Genomic DNA, 18,796 nt, shown 5'->3' on the forward strand with positions numbered 1-18,796 from the left:
TAATGCATCGAATACCTACCAACCTATTTTTAATTCTTATACTCTCCCTGCTTGCGTTGCCTTCACTGGCTGCCAAAGTAGATACCCTGGATGTACCTAGTGCCGCCATGAACCGAACGCTTCGGGCGGCTGTGGTACTACCCGCGCAATATAAAAAGGCCAAACAACCGTTTCCGGTGCTGTATCTACTCCACGGCGGCACAGGTAGTTTTCGCGATTGGCTGACCAAGGTGCCCGATAAAACTCTTTTGCACCAACTCGCCGATCAATACAACATTATTATCGTAACACCCGACGGTGATCCGACTAGTTACTATTTCGACAGCCCGCTTATTAAAACCAGCCAGTTTGAGACCTTTATCTCAAAAGAGTTAATTGACAAGATCGACAATACTTACCGCACGGTTCAAGACCGGAAGGGACGTATCATTGCAGGATTGTCGATGGGCGGACATGGGGCGATGTATATCTCAAGCCGCCATCCCGATCTCTATTGTGCTGCCGGAAGCATGAGCGGGGTAATGAATATTAATACGTCCACCTGGAAAGTACCCGCCGATTTTGCCAAGTCCCGTTCCGAAAATTTTGCCAGGTTACTTGGCCCACCTGCAGCTGGCGATTCACCCTATCCCGGCTATACAATGGTGACACTGGCCGATAAGTTAAAGGCGAACAACTTACCCTTGATTTTCGATATTGGAGTCGATGATTTCCTGATCGAGGGAAACCGTGATCTGCACCGCCAACTAATGGAGAACAAAACCCCGCACGATTACATTGAGCGACCCGGCGCACACACCTGGGACTACTGGGGAAATTCATTGCCTTACCAACTCCTATTTTTTAGTAAAATTCTGAAAATGAATGGAGTAGTGAATCAATAGCTACTACTTTTTGACTGGCACAATTGTGTGTGATCATTTATATAACAACCATCAAATTTCGCTAAACCTATGAAAGTCAAGGCAATTTTATTCGTTCTAACTGTCCTTACATTGCCGTTGTTGGCCATTGGGCAAAATCCCATTATGGCAGGCAAAGGTATTGCCACTGTTCCTACCGAGTCCGGTTCTGTTCGAGGATACATCCATAATGGTACGTTCACCTTCAAAGGAATACCATATGCAAAGGCTGAGCGGTTCATGGCACCGACGAAACCTGATTCATGGACGGGCGTTCGTAGTTCGATGACCTATGGACCCGTTTGCCCGATGGACGTAACGACGACCACGAATGATGAGATCGAGTTCCCGTTTCACCACGACTGGGGTTATACCAATGAGAATTGCCTGAGCCTGAATGTATGGACGCCTGAAATCAGCAATGCGAAAAAGCGGCCAGTGATGGTTTGGCTGCATGGGGGTGGTTTTACGGCCGGCTCTTCGGTTGAGCTGCCTTCTTACGATGGCGAAAACCTGACCAAAAAGGGCGATGTGGTCGTTGTGACGGTGAATCACCGCCTGAACATTCTGGGTTTCCTCGACTTATCAAGCTATGGTGAAAAGTACAAGAACTCACCTAATGCGGGCCTGATGGATTTAGTTTCTGCCTTACAATGGGTGAAGCAAAACATCGCCCAGTTTGGGGGTGATCCGGGCAACGTAACCATCTTCGGCCAATCAGGCGGGGGTGGCAAAGTGACTAGCCTAATGAATGCACCTTCTGCGAAAGGGTTGTTTCATAAAGCTATTGTGCAGAGTGGTAGCTACATAACCAGCTTTGCGGAACCCGATGTGACGAAAAAAGTGAGCGCGGCTTTGCTGGAAGAGCTACACCTGCAACCAACACAAATCGATTCGCTACAAAAAATATCGTACGAACGTCTGAATGCGGCTGGTAAAAAAGCTATCCGTAAAGTAGCAGATGCGCTAAAAGCGGAAGGTAAACCAACGATGGGACTCGGCTGGGGGCCAATTCATGATGGTACATTCCTACCTTATCAACCTTCGGAAGCAACTGCTCAGGCGCTTTCGAAAGACATTCCACTCTTGGTAGGGTCGACTAAAAATGAGTTTACGCCCTTCGTACCGGGTACCCGCGATATTTCGATGGAAGGGGCAAAAGCCAATTTGCAAAAGAAATACGGCGACAAAACAGACGCATATATGGCAGCGGTGAAAAAAGCCTATCCCGAAACTGTGAAGCCATCCGATTACATTGACATTGACTTCAACTTCCGGCCGCTCACCGTTCGGCAGGCCAATGGCAAAGCCGTTCCGGGTGCAGCTCCAGTATACATGTATCTCTTCACCTGGCAGTCGCCAGTGCTGGATGGTGCTTACAAAGCCATGCACTGTATGGAAATTCCGTTCGTGTTCGATAACATCAGCCGTTGTGAAGAAATGACAGGGGGCGGCAAAGATGCTCATACCCTTGCCGATAAAATGAGCCGTGCCTGGATTGCCTTCGCCCGAACTGGCAACCCGAACCACAAAGGTCTGCCGACATGGCCTCAGTATAATGCCGACAATGGGGCCACCATGATTTTCGACAATGTAAATCAGGTGAAAAATAATCCAGACAAGGAGTTGTTGCAGATCGCGGCTGGCAAATCAATGTAATTTTTCTGACAGGATTAGGGCTTCCGCCCAGAGCCGTGCCACGGTTACCCTTATAGTTTAAAGAACCGTGGCACGGCTCTGGGCGGAAGCCCTAACCCTCTCGAAAAAACGTATTTCATCCATGACCTTTCGCTATACATACCGTTTTCTCTTTTTCCTGAGCGGCTGCCTCATCTTGTGGGCGTTTTCGGCACAGGCCAAAATTGTGAAACTGGTCATTACCAGCACCGAATCATACGCTGGCGGGCGAGCGTTTGGTAATGCCGGCATGTACGAACGAGTGCGTGGTCAGGCTTATGGTGAAGTCGATCCGAAGCTGCCTCAGAATCAAATCATTCAGGATCTGCAATTGGCTCCTCGAAATGAACGGGGCATGGTTGAGTACGTCTCAGAGTTTATTCTGCTACGTCCTAAAGACATCAGTAAAAGCAATGGATTACTGTTTTTGAGTTTGCCGAATCGGGGAAATGTATTTCCAGCTGATACCGTACTGCTGAAACGCGGCTACGTATATGTATGGTGCGCCTGGCAGGGCGATGTACTAGCCGGAGACACATCGCCTGGCAACCCGCGCCTAACGATGAAAGTGCCGGTTGCTACCGAAAACGGCAAAGAAATTACGGGTAAACTTCGGGCAGAGTTCCAAGTGGTTGCACCAGCCAAAACCCAGAACCTGAGCAGCGGGCCATTCAGTGGCATGACGCACCACAGCTACGAAACAGTTAGTCTAGACAACACGGGCTTAGTACTAACCAGGCGGGTTCACGAAGCCGATCAACGAATGCCTGTTCCCAACAGCGACTGGGCATTTTCGGACTGTACTACTGTTCCATTTCCGGGTAAACCCAGCACGACTCAACTCTCACTCAAAGATGGTTTCGATCCGAATTACATCTATGAGCTAGTCTACACGGCTAAAAATCCGCTGGTTCTCGGGTTGGGTTTTGCCGCTGTTCGGGATATAGCGTCGTTTCTGCGTACTAGAGTAGCCGATGAAGCCAATAATCGAAATCCGCTCTTGGCCGAAGGTTCACAAACAACCCCCATTCGGGCAGCTATTATGCAGGGCGTCTCGCAGTGTAGCAATTTCACCCGTACTTTTTTGCAGCTGGGATTTAATCAGGACGAAATGGGTAAGCGGGTTTTTGATGGCATCAACGCCCATATCGCAACCCGGCGTATCTCCTTAAATATTCGCTTTGGACGACCCGGTGGTGGTGGACTTCAGCACGAAGACCACTTATATCCAAGCAATGAACCGCCCTTCACCTGGAGTGTTACCCGAGATCCTGTTTCTGGAATAAACGGCGGTATTCTGGAATCCTGTTCGTCGACGGGTGATTGCCCCAAGATTATGCAAACGCTTAGTTCGTCGGAATACCGGCAGATTCGGGCGTCCTTACCAACCACTGATCCGAACGGGAAATACGACCTGGTCATGCCCGACAATGTGCGGATTTACCTCTTTGCGGGTACCCAGCACTCGCCAAACAGTTTTCTCGACCCGGCCAGCGGTTTCATGACGAATTACAATCAAAACCAACCTAATCTACGAGCATTATTGATTGCCCTTGAACACTGGGTTCTAGAGAATAAACAGCCGCCAGCGAGCGTGTATCCGACCATAAAGGCCAAAACTTTGGTGCTTCCGGATCAGAAAAGCGTTGGCTGGCCGTCTATTCCAGGCGTCGTGTACAATGGGCAATTCAATAATGTACCTCTGCTCGATTTCGGTCCTTCCTACGATATGCACCATATCAAGGGCGTCGTGTCGCAGGAGCCGCCGAAGGTTGTGAAAGCAAATGCCTATGTTGTATTGGTGCCGAAAGTCGATCAGGATGGCAATGAGATTGCAGGCGTTCGAAATACCACGATGCGAGTACCTCTGGGCACTTATACTGGCTGGAGTCTGCGTCGGGCTGGCTATGGCGAAGGCGACCTGAATTCGCTGAATGGCATGTTTATCCCCTTTAAAACGACAAAAGCCGAACGATTGGCTGCCGGCGATCCTCGCCTGTCACTGGAAGAACGATACGGCACCCACGAAGCCTATGTCGCTGCCGTACAGAAAGCCGCTACTGAATTAACAAAAGAAGGCTTCATGCTCCCCGAAGACGCCCAAGCCGAGGTGACAAAGGCTCAATTGAGCAATGTGTTGAAAAAATAATCCAAAGCATGCTATCTCTACTTGGCTTTGCCACCATTGGCGTTTTTCTAGCCCTGATCATTACCAAGCGGCTGTCGGTCATTACGGCCCTTGTACTGGTGCCAGTCGTCATGGGTTTTGTGGCCGGATTTAGTCCGAAAGAATTAGGAGAGATGATTCTGGCGGGTATAAAACAAGTCGCTCCAACGGGCATTTTGTTGATGTTCGCTGTCTTGTATTTCGCGACGATGCTCGACGCAGGTTTGTTCGATCCCATTATTGCGGGCATCATTCGTTTTGTGAAAGGCGACCCGCTGAAAGTAATTGTCGGTACGGCCATTTTAACCATGATTGTACACCTGGATGGCGATGGAACGGCTACGTTTATGATTGTGATGTCGGCCTTCCTACCAATCTATAAACAACTAAATATTAACCGACTTATTCTGCCGGGAATTGTTGCACTCAGTGTCGGACCAATGCACCTGGTGCCGTGGTCGGGCACGTCGGCACGGGCCATTTCAACGTTAAAAACAGATGCTACGCAACTCTTCAATCCGAACGTTCCCGCCATCATTGCGGGTATCTGTTGGGTGATTTTTGTTGCCTACTGGTTTGGTCTGAAAGAGCGCAGACGACTCGGTGTTAGTGAACTACGATACGTTCATCACGAAAATCTGACTGAAGAACAACGTCAGTTTCGACGCCCGAAATTGTTCTGGGTAAATGCCGTCCTGACGATTGGTCTAATCATCACACTGATGAAAGGCTGGGTACCTGCACCAGCGCTGTTCATTGTGGCAGCCGTTGTTGTGTTGCTGATTAATTATCCCCGGCTACCTGATCAGCAAAAAGTGCTTAAGAGCCACGGTAACAACATTTTCATGGTATCGAGTATGATCTTTGCTGCAGGCGTTTTTTCGGGAATTCTGACGGGTTCTAAAATGATCGACGCTATGGCGACTTCGCTGGTTTCGCTCATTCCTCAGCAACACGCAGCCTGGTTACCGACACTTACGGCTATCACGAGTATGCCTTCAAGTCTGCTCTTTACACCCGATGCCTATTACTTTGGCGTCGTCCCAATTCTGAGTCAGACGGCGACTCAGTTTGGCATCGACCCGCTGGAAATTGGACGGGCTGCTTTACTGGGGCAAATGACTGTCGGTTTCCCGGTTAGTCCGCTCACAGCCTCGACCTTTTTGCTGGTTGGTCTGGCTGAGGTGGATTTAGGCGATCATCAGAAGTTTATCCTGAAATGGGCGTTCGGTACGACGTTAGTTATGACGCTGGCAGCTCTGTTAACTGGCTCTATTCACCTATGAAACAACAAATTCGGATTGGGTGCGGGGCTGGTTTTTCCGGCGACCGACTGGAACCATCTCTAATTCTGGTTCAACAAGGACAGTTAGATTACCTCGTGCTGGAATGCCTAGCCGAACGAACGATTGCGCTGGCTCAAAAACGAAAACGCCAGAATTCTATGTTGGGTTACGACCCACTGTTGGAGCGTCGAATCGAAAGTCTGTTGCCGCATTTGCTGGAGAAGAAAGTTCGTCTGATTACCAATATGGGTGCAGCCAATCCATTGGCTGCCGCTCAAAAAATTGTCGACATCGCCCGGCGATTAAATTTGTCCGTAACGGTAGCAGCTGTCACGGGAGATGACGTGTTTAGCTTATTGTTGGGGACGGAAACCGCGCTTGAAACGGGCAAGCCATTAACGAATTCTGGCCCTCTTGTTTCGGCGAATGCGTATCTGGGTACCGACGCTATTTTACCCGCGTTAGCAACGAACGCAGATATTGTCATTACGGGTCGCGTTGCAGATCCTTCACTTTTTGTATCCCCACTGGTGCATGAATTTGGCTGGTCGTTAGATGATAGCGACCAGATTGGGCAGGGAACGGTAATCGGGCATTTGCTGGAATGTGCAGGGCAGCTAACGGGCGGCTACTTCGCCGATCCTGACCGAAAAGACGTACCCGATATGGCTCATTTGGGTCACCCATTCGCCGATGTTTATTCCGATGGAACCGCGGTGTTTGGTAAAGTTTCGGGAACAGGTGGAATTCTGACTGTTGCGACAGCAAAAGAACAGCTTTTGTACGAAGTCATGGACCCCAGTCGATACATTACACCCGATGTAATAGCTGATTTCACGCAAGTGCATTTGGAAGAAACAGGCCATAATCAAGTCAAGGCCACAGGTGGACGAGGACAAACTCGGCCTGATACGTTAAAAGTAAGCGTAGGTTACGAAGCCGGTTTTATTGGCGAAGGTGAAATTTCCTATGCAGGTTCGAATGCGCCGGGGCGAGCCCAATTAGCCGGTTCGATTATTCAGGAGCGATTACAGGATCGTTTTACCGATCTTCGAATTGATTACATCGGTAGCACGTCCGTGCACCGAACGAACTTTGGTCATTACCCAGACCCATATGAAATCCGGCTGCGGGTGGCAGGTAGAGCTTCTACAACTCAACAGGCAGCACTAGTAGGCGAAGAGGTAGAAGCTCTCTACACCAATGGGCCAGCCGGTGGCGGTGGTGCCCGTAAATACATTCATGAAGTCGTCGGCATCGTTTCGACCCTAATGGATCGTGAGAAAATAACGTCCAGTATTACCGTCCTCAGGTCATGAAAATAAAATTGTATGACATTGCGCACAGCAGAGCAGGAGATAAAGGCAATACGTTAACCCTGTCACTGATTCCCTACAAAGCAGAAGATTATCCGTTTTTATGTAGTCGGGTTACCGCTGAAGTTGTTAAGGAACATTTGCGGGATATTGTAGCGGGTGATATTGCCCGGTACGAATTACCAAACCTGCCCGCACTTCAGTTTGTATGTCAGCAGGCACTAACGGGCGGTGTAACAACTTCACTCACCACAGATACGCATGGCAAAAGCTTGAGTTACGCGCTTTTGGAGATGTGGGTAGAAAAGTAAAAATCCCGACTCGTTGGGCCGGGATTTTAGTACTTACTGCTTATTGCTATCGACAACTAAACGCTGGTCGCGGTTGGCAATTTCCCAGGCGGTGTAGAAGACCAGGCGGGCTGATTTTTCGGCCAACTTGAAGTCGATCTTTTCGATATCATCTGTTGGCTTGTGGTAATCAGGGTGCAGGCCGTTGAAATAGAAGATAATGGGAATCTGGTGCTTGGCGAAGTTGTAGTGGTCGGAGCGGTAATAGATTCGCTGCGAGTCCTGTGGATCGTTGTACTTATAATCCAGCTCCATATTGATGTACTTCTTATTCGTCTCTTCACTGATTTTGTGCAGTTCCGACGAGAGTTTGTCCGAGCCAATCACATAAATGTAGTTGTCCGATTTGCCTAGGTGAATGTCATCGACACGGCCTACCATGTCGATGTTTAAATCAGCCACTGTTTTCTCAAGAGGAATTACCGGGCTCATGTCGGCGTAATACTGCGAACCCAGCAATCCTTTTTCTTCACCCGATACAGTCAGGAATAAAATAGACCGTCGTGGCCCTTTTCCAGCCGCTTTCGCTTTGGCAAACGCCTGTGCAATTTCTAGTACTGATACCGTTCCTGAGCCATCATCGTTGGCACCGTTATTAATCTGACCGTCGGCACTGATCCCAATGTGGTCGTAGTGCGAGGAAACAACCAGCACTTCGTCTTTTTTATCGGTTCCTTCAATGAAGCCCAGCACGTTTGAAGACTCAGTTTTTTCGTCGACCCGATCAGCTTTCATCGCAACGCTCCCTGCCAATGATGAGGCTACAGGTTTCGGTGATTGAGCGAGTTGGGTCACCGCTTGGCTTAATGTAGCAGTAGATGTACTCAACAAAGCTGCTGCCATATCGGATGTAATCAGAAATACCCCCGCCGAGCCTACATTTTCGGCACCCGGCTTCAGACTTAGTCGATTGAATCGGGCCTGCATGGCACTACGTTGGGTGAGCAATTGCTTAAACGCTTCGGCCGATTCAGCGGAGACGATAAACAACTGAGCGGCACCTTTCTCCTTTGCCAAAATACTCTTGGCTCGCCAGCCGTTTGGCCCGCCCCATTTGGAGGCTTCGCTGGTTCCACTCACCAGTTTTTTGCCATCGGCAGTTTTAGGTTCATCATCCAGAACGACTATGGCCTTGCCTTTTACGTCGCGCCCGGCATAATCGTCATAGTTCGTCTCGCCAATACCATAGCCAACAAATACGGTTTCGTAAGTTGTTTCTGTGGGTAAATACAGCAGACCGTTTGGCATGAAATCCTTCTGAGGCTCAAATCGTTTATCGCCAGCACTAACATAAAAATCGCCCCAGTTTTTTTTGTAAAGGGTATAGGGTTGTAGATAGCCGAGCTTCCCATCTGTTTCTTTGACGATAGGCTTGAGCCCTTCTGCGGCAAACTGAGTAGCGATATAATCAGCCGCTTTCCGCTGACCACGGGTTCCGGTTTCGCGGCCTTCCATGTCATCGGCGGCCAGAACGCGTAGGTGTTTTTCGAGGTCAGTTGCCGTAATGGTATTGGCGAACTTGTCCTGAGCGATACTGGCAAAAGGCAGGGTAATTAGTCCTGCGGCCAGTAGTAGTTGTTGAGAAGTCATTAAACGGTTTTTGTTGGGAAGTTTAGATGAAATAACGAAAGCCTATTGAAGAATGGAGCCTCTAATTTCCGAAAAAATCAGTTTACTAAATTAGCTTCTCGCTTTTTCTGCCGATTGGTAATCACTATTGGAATAACCAGAAAACTTAGGCTGCTGAGAAATAGCGAAAAGCCGGTTTGCACAGCGTGTTGAAATGTAGCTACAATAACGCCTTCGGTAAGAGTCATATTATACAGAACCAGAGCGCGGCTAACCATAAAATGATAGGTCCCTAAACCTCCCTGTGTAGGCACGGCTAATCCACCCAACGAACTGACCGTCAGTATGGTCAGCGCAGCCTGAGGAGGCAATCCAACCGTTTGGGGCAATGCCTGGAATAAGGTGTACGTTGTTAAAAATATAAGCCCGTAACTCATAAAGGTCAGAAAAACGAATAAGCCGGGTCGTTTAAGTTGCTGAATACTCAAAAACCCCCGTTTGACCTCTGTAGCAATGTTAACCAATCGAATAACGAGCTGATGTTGCCAGAAAGCGTCGGTTCGTAGAAGCCGATATAGCAAACTAAACAGGATAAGACAACCGATAGCTATACCAATCACCAGTCCGGTTGACTGCCCGTTCGGGGTAAATCGGCTAAGGAATGGTGCCAGTAGTTCCAGCATATATTGACCGATTCGCCTAAATTCAAGTAGTACCGTCAGTCCAATTACGACGACCAACATTAGCAGATCAATAACGCGCTCGGCCACTACCGAACCTATGCCCTGGGCTAACGGAACACCGTCAGTACGTTGTAAGGTACCGCAGCGAGTCAGTTCACCAGCGCCAGGAACCAGCATACTGGCCAATGAACCTGCCAACAAGGCAATAGTTGTTCGAAAGAGCGACGGATAAAAGCCAAGTGCCTGTAAAGCAAGCTGCCAGCGAGCAGCCCGAACCAGATGAAAGCAAATAATAAGCACTCCGGCAAGGAGTAACCAGCGAGGATCTGACTGACGAAACTGCTCTGCCAGCTCAGCTAAGGGCACATCTTTCAGAACGTACCAAAGCAAACCTATGGCCAGCAAAATGGGTATTACCCGCCGAAAAAATCCCTTCACCATGGTGGCAAATTAGCTATTTTGATAAACAAAACGCCAGATGTTGGCTAAACTGGCACGGTATTAGTAAGTTTGATAATTGACTTACCCTCAATTATCAACCCAATTCGAGAAACCCTTCCGTAGTTTACTCCATGTCGAAGAAAAGGAAAGGCCAACCTGTCGTCACTGCGGCCAACCCGGTTGTTAACCAGCCCAAGTCTCAGTCGGCCCCAATGCGTACGCAACCCGCTGCTCCAACTCAACCTACCGAGATTCTGCCAACGCAGAAGCCATTTGAACTGATTAAGTTTGATAAGCGGCTGAAGTGGTTCATGGGCATTTGTGTTGGTTTATTTGTCTTGCTCACACTGGCAAAAATTCAGCCCATGTCGCTGGCCATGTGGAATAAGATCATGCCCGATGGTAGTAATCCCCGGCGTGGGCTTATTTCGGGCGAGCCCCGCCAGATTCGGATGGACGATTATGCGGTTGGTACACCCTGGATTTTGTCGCAGGCTAACAAAGGATATCCAACTGAAAACCTGACGATTGGTGGCGAAAAGGCCCCTATACTGGTTACACCAAGCAAACACTTTAGTGAGCTATTTAAACCCGATCACTGGGGTTTCTTTATGCTGGATGTAGAGCGGGGGTATGCGTGGATGTATAATTTTAGAATCATGTTTGCGCTAATTGGTGCCACCCTGATGCTATTGCTAGTCACACGCAATAATTTTTGGCTGTCGGCTTTTGGCAGTGCATGGCTTATTCTTTCCTCCGGTACGCAATCCTGGGTTTATATTCCAACACCCATGATTGCCGCAATGAGTTTACTTTTTGTGGCGACTGTATACCTGATTTATAGCCAGAATACCAGACAGATCCTGGTAAGCTCAATCGCGCTGGCCTGGTTGCTAATGACGTATGCGTTAATTCTGTATCCGCCGTATGAGGTTCCATTAGGTTATGTGCTTTTATTTCTCCTGCTGGGCTATCTCTTAAACAATTTCGAGCTGAAGCGAATGCTGGGTAAGTGGCCAGTTAAGGTTGGGGGCGCTGCTCTAGCGCTTATCCTGACAGGAGTTGCCTTCTTCGCCTACTATACCGATGTAAAGCCTTCCCTGGACGCGATCATGAATACGGTTTATCCTGGCAAGCGTAGCGAATTGGGTGGTACAGGATTCATTGCCAACTGGTTTTCAGAATACTTTAGCTGGTCGGTTTCTGACGCAAAGTTCCCAACTAACTGGCTGAACTCCTGCGAGCTAGCGCACTATATTACGTTCGCACCCATTATTATTCCCTATGCCATTGTCAGCTTTGTACTAAATCGTAAAGTGGACTGGGTCGTACTGCTGCTTAGTGTGTTTGTGATTATTGGCTATCTCTGGATTGAAGTAGGGTTTCCAGAGTGGCTGGCGAAATTGACGCTCTGGAGTATGAGCCCTACCCGCCGAACGCAGATTCCATTCGGCATCGGCAACGTTCTGCTCACGATTGCGTATTTATATTACCTGACCACTATTCCGATTCGAACCAATACCCTTTATACGGCTATTGGCGGTGCTGCGGTGCTAGGCTTTATGATTTATGCTGCTAACCTAAACGTTGAGGATTCGGCCGGTTTTTTCAAAATGTCGCAACTGTTCATACCGATCCTGTTCTTTACGCTTGTCGGTTCGTTATTGCTCTTCACCTGGGCACTGCCATACCGAAACATCTATTTTGGCGGGGCCATGATGCTGTTCCTGTTGCCTAATCTGAAAATAAATCCTGTTTCGAAGGGCATGACACCCATTACGGATCATCAGCTGTATAAAACAGTGCAGTCGATTCATGAGCAGGAACCAGCTGCAAAATGGGCCGTTTTTGGCGGGCAATATGTGGCCTATATGGTTACAGCAACGGGAGTCGATGTACTGAGTGGGGTCAAATACATTCCTCCCCGTAGTGTCATGAAAGTGCTCGATCCGACCATGAAGCGAGATTCGGCCTACAACCGATTTGCGCATACGGTGTATACCAGTTATGTAGACGGCCGCGATTCGGTTATTATTCAGAATACATTTGAAGATGGTTATACGGTGGCAATGGACCCGTGCTCTCCTCGATTAAAGCAATTAAACGTGAAGTATATCATTTTCGATCATACGACGCAGCCAGCCGAAACACGGTGTATGAAACTGGTTTCGACGCTGGGATCAATCACGATTTATCGGATCGACAATTAATGGAAACGCAGGCCATAACCGATCCCCGCATCCTGATTGTGGTGCCCTGTTTCAACGAAGAAGCAGCGATTACAACTGTCGTTCGGGAGATCAATCAGGTGAAACGTCAATTCGATTTGCGGCTGGATATATTGGTCGTCAACGATTGCTCAACGGATAATTCAATGGCCGTTATTCGTGATCTTAATTGCCTGTATCTCGATTTACCAGTCAATCTGGGCATTGGGGGGGCTATGCAGGCAGGATATAAATACGCGTATCGGAATGGGTATGATATTGCCGTCCAGATGGATGGCGATGGGCAGCATCCGGCCAATGAACTGATCAAAATTTTGCAGCCCATGACTGAAGGCCGGGGCGATGTCATCATTGGCTCTCGTTTTCTGGAGAAAGCTGGGTTTCAATCGACAGCGCTTCGTCGCGTCGGTATCAATTATTTTCGGCGACTCAACTTTATGCTGATCCGTCGGGCCATTTACGACAGTACGTCAGGCTTTCGGGCATTCAATCGGCGCACTCTAAAAATCGTTAATGACTATTATCCCGACGAATATCCTGAACCAGAGTCTATTGTGCAATTCGGCTTATACAACCTACGCATCGTGGAAGTACCCGTAACGATGCGGGAGCGACAAGGGGGCGTTTCATCAATCAATACGGGCCGGGCCGTATATTACATGTTGAAAGTAACGCTCGGCATTTTGTTTGTCTATATCCGTTTGTTCAACAAGCGGGTTAACCTAACGAACTGATATGGCCTCATTATCAATTACCATCCAAATTATAAGCCTGCTGGGAGCTGCGATCTTCATGATCATGATTTTCCGGCTGATCGTTCAGGGGCGGCTGCGGGAAGAATATTCCATTATCTGGATTCTTTGCACCGTTATTCTAATTGTATTTGCTATCTGGCGCAAAGGGCTGGAACAGATCTCCTTATTACTGGGCGTCTATTATCCACCATCGCTGATTTTTCTGGCGGCTATTTTTGCGATCATCACCTTTCTGGTTCACTTATCGGTCGTTAACTCTAAACTGCAAAATCAAATCAAGAATCTGAGCCACGAAATGGCTATGATGAAGAAGGAATTGAGTGATATTCGGGCAAGCATTCCCCTGTTAGAAACCAATGCTGCCGTGGCGGTACACGAGAAATAAGCGAGCTTGTGGAAAACGCTCCATCAGAACCAGCCTTTGTGCTGAGTATAATCATCGTATCATACAATAGTCGGGCAGATCTGGCTCGTTGTCTCCCCACTCTGTTTAACCAGCAAACCAACGATAATTTCGAAGTTATTGTCGTCGATAACCATGGTAGTGACGGTGTAGCGACCGAATTAATTCCGTTATATCCACAAGTCCGGCTGATTAAGAATCTGGCGAATACAGGCTATGCTGGTGGCAATAACCTCGGTCTGAGTCAGGCCAGAGGGGCTTGGGTGCTTTTCCTAAATCCTGATACAGAATTATGGGTCGGTTGTCTTGAACGCCTGATGACTACTGCCCGTCAGCATCCTTCTGCCTTCATTACGCCCAAATTGCTCAACCCCGACGGAACGATCAACGCCTGCGGAAATCAGATGCAGTATACAGGTATCACGACCTGTCGTGGACTGAATCAGCCTGCAACTACCTATCATGGTCAGGAACGCATCCCATTGCTTTCGGGAGCGGCTCTACTGGCGCCGGTGTCAGTGCTTCAGCGTATTGGTGCTTTCGACGAATCGTATTTTATGTATTTCGAAGACACCGAGCTATCACTACGGGCAAGGCTGGCCGGCTACGAACTATGGTGTGATGCCGATGCTGTGGTTACGCATTACTATAAACTGGGCTTCTCTCCGACGAAATTTTATTACCTCGAACGAAATCGGCTGCTCACATTTCTGACCACTTTCTCCCGCGCTACCTTGCTTAGACTACTGCCTGCCTTATTCATCACTGAGCTACTGATGTGGGGCTTTGCTTTGCGGGGTTGGGGGTATTTGCGGATGCGATTTCGTACGTATGCTTATCTGTATACCCACCGCAATACCATTCGGCAGCGCCATCGAACGGTGCAGGCACTCAGGCAGGTAGCTGATGCTGAATTACTACAGGATAGTATGCTATCACTACCTTTCGATCAACTCGCTGGCGACCGGTTGGGACACTGGCTAGATGTATTGATTCGGCCGCTCTACCGATTGATGCGCCCTCATTTATAGGTCAAGAACGCCCGGTAGCAGGAAATACGATTGTGTGTTCTTATTTGTTAGATGGAGCCAGAGTTTGTACTGACCAGGCTTCAAATCCGCTTTTTTAATAACGCACGAAAAACCAGCGTGCATGTACTGCATAGACTGGAACTGATTAACAATGTCATACCGGATATGACGGCTCGTACTGAAGGCATAACTCCCCTGGGGCGACTGAGCAACTACTTCAATAATCGTATTCTCCGATGGAATACCATTCATAATGGCCCATGCCTGATACATAACCAGAAAACCATTGGTCAAAAAAGGCTGCGCCTGCGCTGTTACATCGTTAGTCGCCACTAATTGACTGGCATCGAACGATTTGGGTGGACTACTCAAATCGGCCAGCGTAATAGATGGAACCTGGTAAATATCCTTTTTAAGGGCATCCTGAAAAATACCTTTCGCTTCGCCCTTATCGTCCCGGTACAGAATTAGATTGGCCTTATTATCATTGTAGAGGGCGCTGCCGTATTTAAGTAATGCTGTGCGATCCTCAACCTTAGGTAGATTTTGCTGATACGAGTACTGACACAAATACACCGCTAGTAGTAAACCAAACAGCGCGAAAATTGGCTGACCTATGCGGTGTTTGATCGTTTCAAGCGTAAGTATATACAGACTAATCAGCAACATAACCGGCAAAATTCCATAACGAGGGCTAAGTGCCTGTTGAATGCCAAATCCTGATCGTGCCATCGTTACTGATAAACTGGTCAGGTACATAAATGAAAGCAAGGCCAATATCGCTACGTTAGTTGTTAATTGACGTTTGGTTGATTTCCAGATTAATAAACCAACAAAAAGAGCCAGCATCCATTTACCCGCCCGAACTGGCCAGGTAGGTTGAGTTGCAAAATCGGAACCCGTCAGCGTAAAGAAATAATCGAAAAATTGACCTGGATTTTTCGTTAGTGTTTCAAAAATCGGTGGATGATGCCCTGGTTTGGCATAGCCCCAGAAATAAAGTGCAGCGGTAGCCACACCAACGACCGTCCAGATGCCTAGCGATCGATAGGCTTTTTGCAGAAATAATACGGGTATACCAATAATGAAGACGAAAATTCCATTACCACTCGTAAACGTAGCAATGATGGCACTAACAATAGCTGTCCAAAACCAGCTTGCCTGCTGCTGACCGCGGCCAAGTGCATAGAAACTCAAAAGGGCAAAGGCAACGATGTAGAGATTCTGGATAGAGGCCATGCCCCAAACGGTCAATTCCCAGAAGTGCATCTGGAAAAGCAGAAATGGAACAGGTAAAAAATAAGCCAGTTTCTGAAGGGTTGTTAAACTGCGAAACGAAGACAGATACAGCAACCCTACTACCACTAATAGCGACAAATTGCCGAAAATAATCAGATGCCGGAAGTTGATATGACCTGTTAAGGAATAGTCGGTCAGAAAGGCTAACCGATCTAGTACAATTCGGTGCTCGTTGTGTTGGGAGAAAATACGCTGGACTTTCCCCACAAACGTGGGCGTTTTATACAGATAATTACTGGCAAATAACAGTGCACTATCAAAATCGTCTTCGAATGGGACATTAACTGCATTTCCGAAAACAACTCGATAGTACCAAAAAGCAGGGCCTAAAATGAGCAGCGTTAGCAAACCGATCAATACGTATCGAACAGCCGGAGAAAGCTGGATGGAGCGGGTTACTTTAGGGCTCGTTTCCGACTGAACAGGCTTCCTGATCGATTGCTGATTGGGCGTGGACTCTTCCACGCGAGGCTTAGGGCTGTTTTTTTCAGGTTGGCCATGAGGCCGGCCTTTGGGTTTCGTTTTCACGCTAAAAACTGCTATGGCCGAAATTGGCCCGTATATTGATAAATATAGAAACAAGTATGCAAATTGCCCAGCCGAATCCGTAATCGAGAGTACGAAGACCCATCATGCTGTTGAAAAATATCATTCGAATTCTGAAAACATCACCCCTACTTATTCCAATTCTAGGGCTGATTGATCTTACATTATACCTGATTGATCAGCTGGCAATTCTAACCGCTGGTTCGGTTTCCCGGAAACCTAATACATTGCTGATCCTACGAATAGACGTATTGGGCGATTATCTACTATTCAGACCCTATCTGAGAGCGATCCGACAGTCGACAAAATACAAAGACTATGCCATCACACTCTGCGCTAATAGTGCCATCAGAACAGTTGCGGAAGTTTTTGACCATGATCTGATCGATACGTTCATCTGGACGGATATGTACAAACTTAGTACGCGCCCGCTGTATCGATTCCGATTTGTGCAAAAGCTTAGGCAACAAGGCTTTGCGAGCGTTTTCTGCCCGACCTACAGTCGCGTTCTTGTGCTGGATGATTTTCTGGCTAAAGCAACAGGAGCTTCGGAGCGCGTTGGCTGCCTGACCGATTTCGCGAATATCAAACGCTGGGAAGCCTGGTTTGGCAATCAACTGTATACACGATTATTGCCATCGGGCGAGGGACTGGTATTTGAACTCGAACGCAACCGTCGAATTGTTGAAGCCTTTCTGGAGGAGCCTCTTTTGGCCGAACAACCCCGTTTCAATACGGCCTATGCCAAGCCAGTTTTAGTGCCTGGTCAATATACTATTTTGTCGCTGGGCGCTGGGCAGGATTTTCGGGTATGGCCAGCGGATCGGTTTGCTGAAGTGGCCAGGTATATTTTGACGACTTATCCAGATCAGCATATCATATTGACTGGCGCTCCTTCCGAAATGAGCTATGCAGATGCATTCCTGAAGTATGTACCCGAATCAGAACAAGTGATAAACCTGACCGGGAAATTGTCTATCCCTGAGCTCATCTATGTGCTATCAAAAGCCGATTTGCTTATTGCCAATGAAACCGGAATCGTACATTTAGCAGCTTCGACAAACACGCCCACGATTGTTATTTCGCAGGGCAAATCACTGGTTCGCTGGCATCCTTACTCGCCACCGCTGCATGATCGTATTATTCATCTGTATCCAGAATATATTGAGCAAAATCGTAGCAACCTGTTGCCAATCGCTCACAAATTCAATCCTGAATCCCCTTTCCCCATCACAATCATCGAAACGGATCGGGTTGTTCGCCAACTGGACATACTGTTGAAGCGGGGTGTATCCTCCCAATAAACTGGTTAAACAGCTACATGCTCAGCTACCATCCAGCCGTCGGTCAGACTATAGTCAATCACGCGAAAATCGTTCCGTTTCTGTACATCCGCCAAAGACCTAAAATGCTTCAAATGGTGAATGTCGTCCAGAATCAGCCAATAGGGCCGGTTGCCAAGCGTATCGCGAACAGTCTGGTATTCAAGCCAGCCAATGCCTCCCGCTGAGTCCAGTAATACGAGTGGACGAGTATCCTGAACGCGAATTAGGAGCGTTCGGAGCAGATCCTCTTTTCGGTTTAAAAATGTATCGCCAAACCAGTCTACGGCGTTGATAATCGGATTTTTTCCCAGCTTCCCTTCTACTTCATCGGTGTAAAACTGAACGGGATTGTCCAGCGTATCAATGAAAACGTCGGGATAATCTTCGTGATGATGTAAAGCTTCGTCCTGCTGGATAAATTTGAGGGCTTGTTCTTTAGCGACAGTATCACCCCAAAGTGGTTTCACAAAATCCCATTTGCGCAGATTGAAGCGGGCAATAGTATGAAATGTCAGATTTCCTTCAATAGTATAATAGGCCTTGGGCTGATGTTTGCCTTCTACAGTCGTCGCAATTGTTTTTGTCGACCCCGTACCTAACCAGGTTCCTGTTTCAATAATATAATCTATTTGATTTTGGGCGAAAAGTTGCTGAAGCGTTTTCCGAAATCGCTCATCTGTTGACATGGATACGGACGAACGAGCATACGTCTGATAACTTTTCATAGGTACTATTAGGTTAAGTCAGGGAAATAGGAATAGGATCTTCAAACCTACTGAAATCAAAAATAAGGCCAGCTTTTAAGTAAAAGTCTGATA

General features: G+C 47.8%; 15 protein-coding genes. 11 read left to right on the forward strand and 4 right to left on the reverse strand.

Annotated elements, in window-relative coordinates; all coding sequences use genetic code 11:
* Nucleotides 1–2: 2 nt before the first annotated feature.
* The 6 genes from GO755_RS19330 (at nt 3) to GO755_RS19355 (ending at nt 7,659) form a co-directional block, all read left to right on the forward strand.
* Entirely contained in the window at nt 3–884 is an 882-nt protein-coding gene (locus GO755_RS19330) for an alpha/beta hydrolase (RefSeq protein ID WP_157586947.1), read from the forward strand.
* 69 nt (nt 885–953) lie between these two features.
* The gene (locus tag GO755_RS19335; protein ID WP_157586948.1) at nt 954–2,561 is read left to right on the forward strand and encodes a carboxylesterase/lipase family protein; all 1,608 of its coding nucleotides are present in this window, start codon (nt 954–956) and stop codon (nt 2,559–2,561) included.
* Between the two features lie 67 nt (nt 2,562–2,628).
* A complete protein-coding gene (locus tag GO755_RS19340) occupies nt 2,629–4,728 on the forward strand; it encodes an alpha/beta hydrolase domain-containing protein (protein ID WP_157586949.1) in 2,100 nt (699 codons plus the stop codon).
* An 8-nt stretch (nt 4,729–4,736) separates the two neighbouring features.
* Nucleotides 4,737–6,032, forward strand: coding sequence for a CitMHS family transporter (locus GO755_RS19345; RefSeq protein WP_157586950.1), 1,296 nt, complete (start codon nt 4,737–4,739; stop codon nt 6,030–6,032).
* Complete coding sequence (locus tag GO755_RS19350) at nt 6,029–7,351, forward strand: acyclic terpene utilization AtuA family protein (RefSeq protein WP_157586951.1); 1,323 nt, start codon at nt 6,029–6,031, stop codon at nt 7,349–7,351. Before GO755_RS19345 ends, GO755_RS19350 begins: the two co-directional genes overlap by 4 nt.
* Nucleotides 7,348–7,659 (forward strand): AtuA-related protein, encoded by a 312-nt coding sequence (locus tag GO755_RS19355; protein WP_157586952.1) that lies wholly within the window; start codon nt 7,348–7,350, stop codon nt 7,657–7,659. The genes GO755_RS19350 and GO755_RS19355 overlap by 4 nt, the downstream gene beginning before the upstream one ends.
* A 33-nt stretch (nt 7,660–7,692) precedes the next feature.
* On the opposite strand, the gene GO755_RS19360 is transcribed toward GO755_RS19355, so the two are convergent.
* Together GO755_RS19360 and GO755_RS19365 are read right to left on the reverse strand one after the other, a co-directional pair.
* Nucleotides 7,693–9,288, reverse strand: a complete 1,596-nt coding sequence (locus GO755_RS19360; protein ID WP_157586953.1) for a M28 family peptidase — start codon at nt 9,286–9,288, stop codon at nt 7,693–7,695.
* A 77-nt stretch (nt 9,289–9,365) separates the two neighbouring features.
* Entirely contained in the window at nt 9,366–10,391 is a 1,026-nt protein-coding gene (locus GO755_RS19365; RefSeq protein WP_157586954.1) for a lysylphosphatidylglycerol synthase transmembrane domain-containing protein, read from the reverse strand.
* Between the two features lie 131 nt (nt 10,392–10,522).
* Between GO755_RS19365 and GO755_RS19370 the strand changes: the two genes are divergently transcribed.
* Genes GO755_RS19370 through GO755_RS19385 form a run of 4 tightly spaced genes read left to right on the forward strand, consistent with a single transcriptional unit; the run spans nt 10,523 to nt 14,808 of the window.
* The gene (locus tag GO755_RS19370) at nt 10,523–12,601 is read left to right on the forward strand and encodes a DUF7657 domain-containing protein (protein WP_157586955.1); all 2,079 of its coding nucleotides are present in this window, start codon (nt 10,523–10,525) and stop codon (nt 12,599–12,601) included.
* Nucleotides 12,601–13,353 (forward strand): glycosyltransferase family 2 protein, encoded by a 753-nt coding sequence (locus tag GO755_RS19375; RefSeq protein ID WP_157586956.1) that lies wholly within the window; start codon nt 12,601–12,603, stop codon nt 13,351–13,353. Before GO755_RS19370 ends, GO755_RS19375 begins: the two co-directional genes overlap by 1 nt.
* 1 nt (nt 13,354) lies before the next feature.
* Nucleotides 13,355–13,759 (forward strand): DUF2304 domain-containing protein, encoded by a 405-nt coding sequence (locus GO755_RS19380; protein ID WP_157586957.1) that lies wholly within the window; start codon nt 13,355–13,357, stop codon nt 13,757–13,759.
* Nucleotides 13,760–13,767: 8 nt separating this feature from the next.
* On the forward strand, nt 13,768–14,808 hold the full coding sequence (locus tag GO755_RS19385; protein ID WP_317165909.1) for a glycosyltransferase family 2 protein: 1,041 nt from the start codon (nt 13,768–13,770) through the stop codon (nt 14,806–14,808).
* On the opposite strand, the gene GO755_RS19390 is transcribed toward GO755_RS19385, so the two are convergent.
* Nucleotides 14,803–16,635 (reverse strand): hypothetical protein, encoded by a 1,833-nt coding sequence (locus GO755_RS19390; protein WP_157586958.1) that lies wholly within the window; start codon nt 16,633–16,635, stop codon nt 14,803–14,805. The two genes, GO755_RS19385 and GO755_RS19390, sit on opposite strands and share 6 nt — an antisense overlap.
* A 104-nt stretch (nt 16,636–16,739) precedes the next feature.
* Here GO755_RS19390 and GO755_RS19395 point away from each other — a divergent pair, with 104 nt between their 5' ends.
* Nucleotides 16,740–17,957, forward strand: a complete 1,218-nt coding sequence (locus tag GO755_RS19395; RefSeq protein ID WP_157586959.1) for a glycosyltransferase family 9 protein — start codon at nt 16,740–16,742, stop codon at nt 17,955–17,957.
* 5 nt (nt 17,958–17,962) lie between these two features.
* On the opposite strand, the gene GO755_RS19400 is transcribed toward GO755_RS19395, so the two are convergent.
* Nucleotides 17,963–18,703: a hypothetical protein gene (locus tag GO755_RS19400; RefSeq protein WP_157586960.1), complete on the reverse strand. Its 741-nt coding sequence runs from the start codon at nt 18,701–18,703 to the stop codon at nt 17,963–17,965.
* Nucleotides 18,704–18,796 lie beyond the last annotated feature (93 nt).

It is taken from the genome of Spirosoma arboris, from assembly GCF_009754945.1.
GTDB lineage: Bacteria > Bacteroidota > Bacteroidia > Cytophagales > Spirosomataceae > Spirosoma > Spirosoma arboris.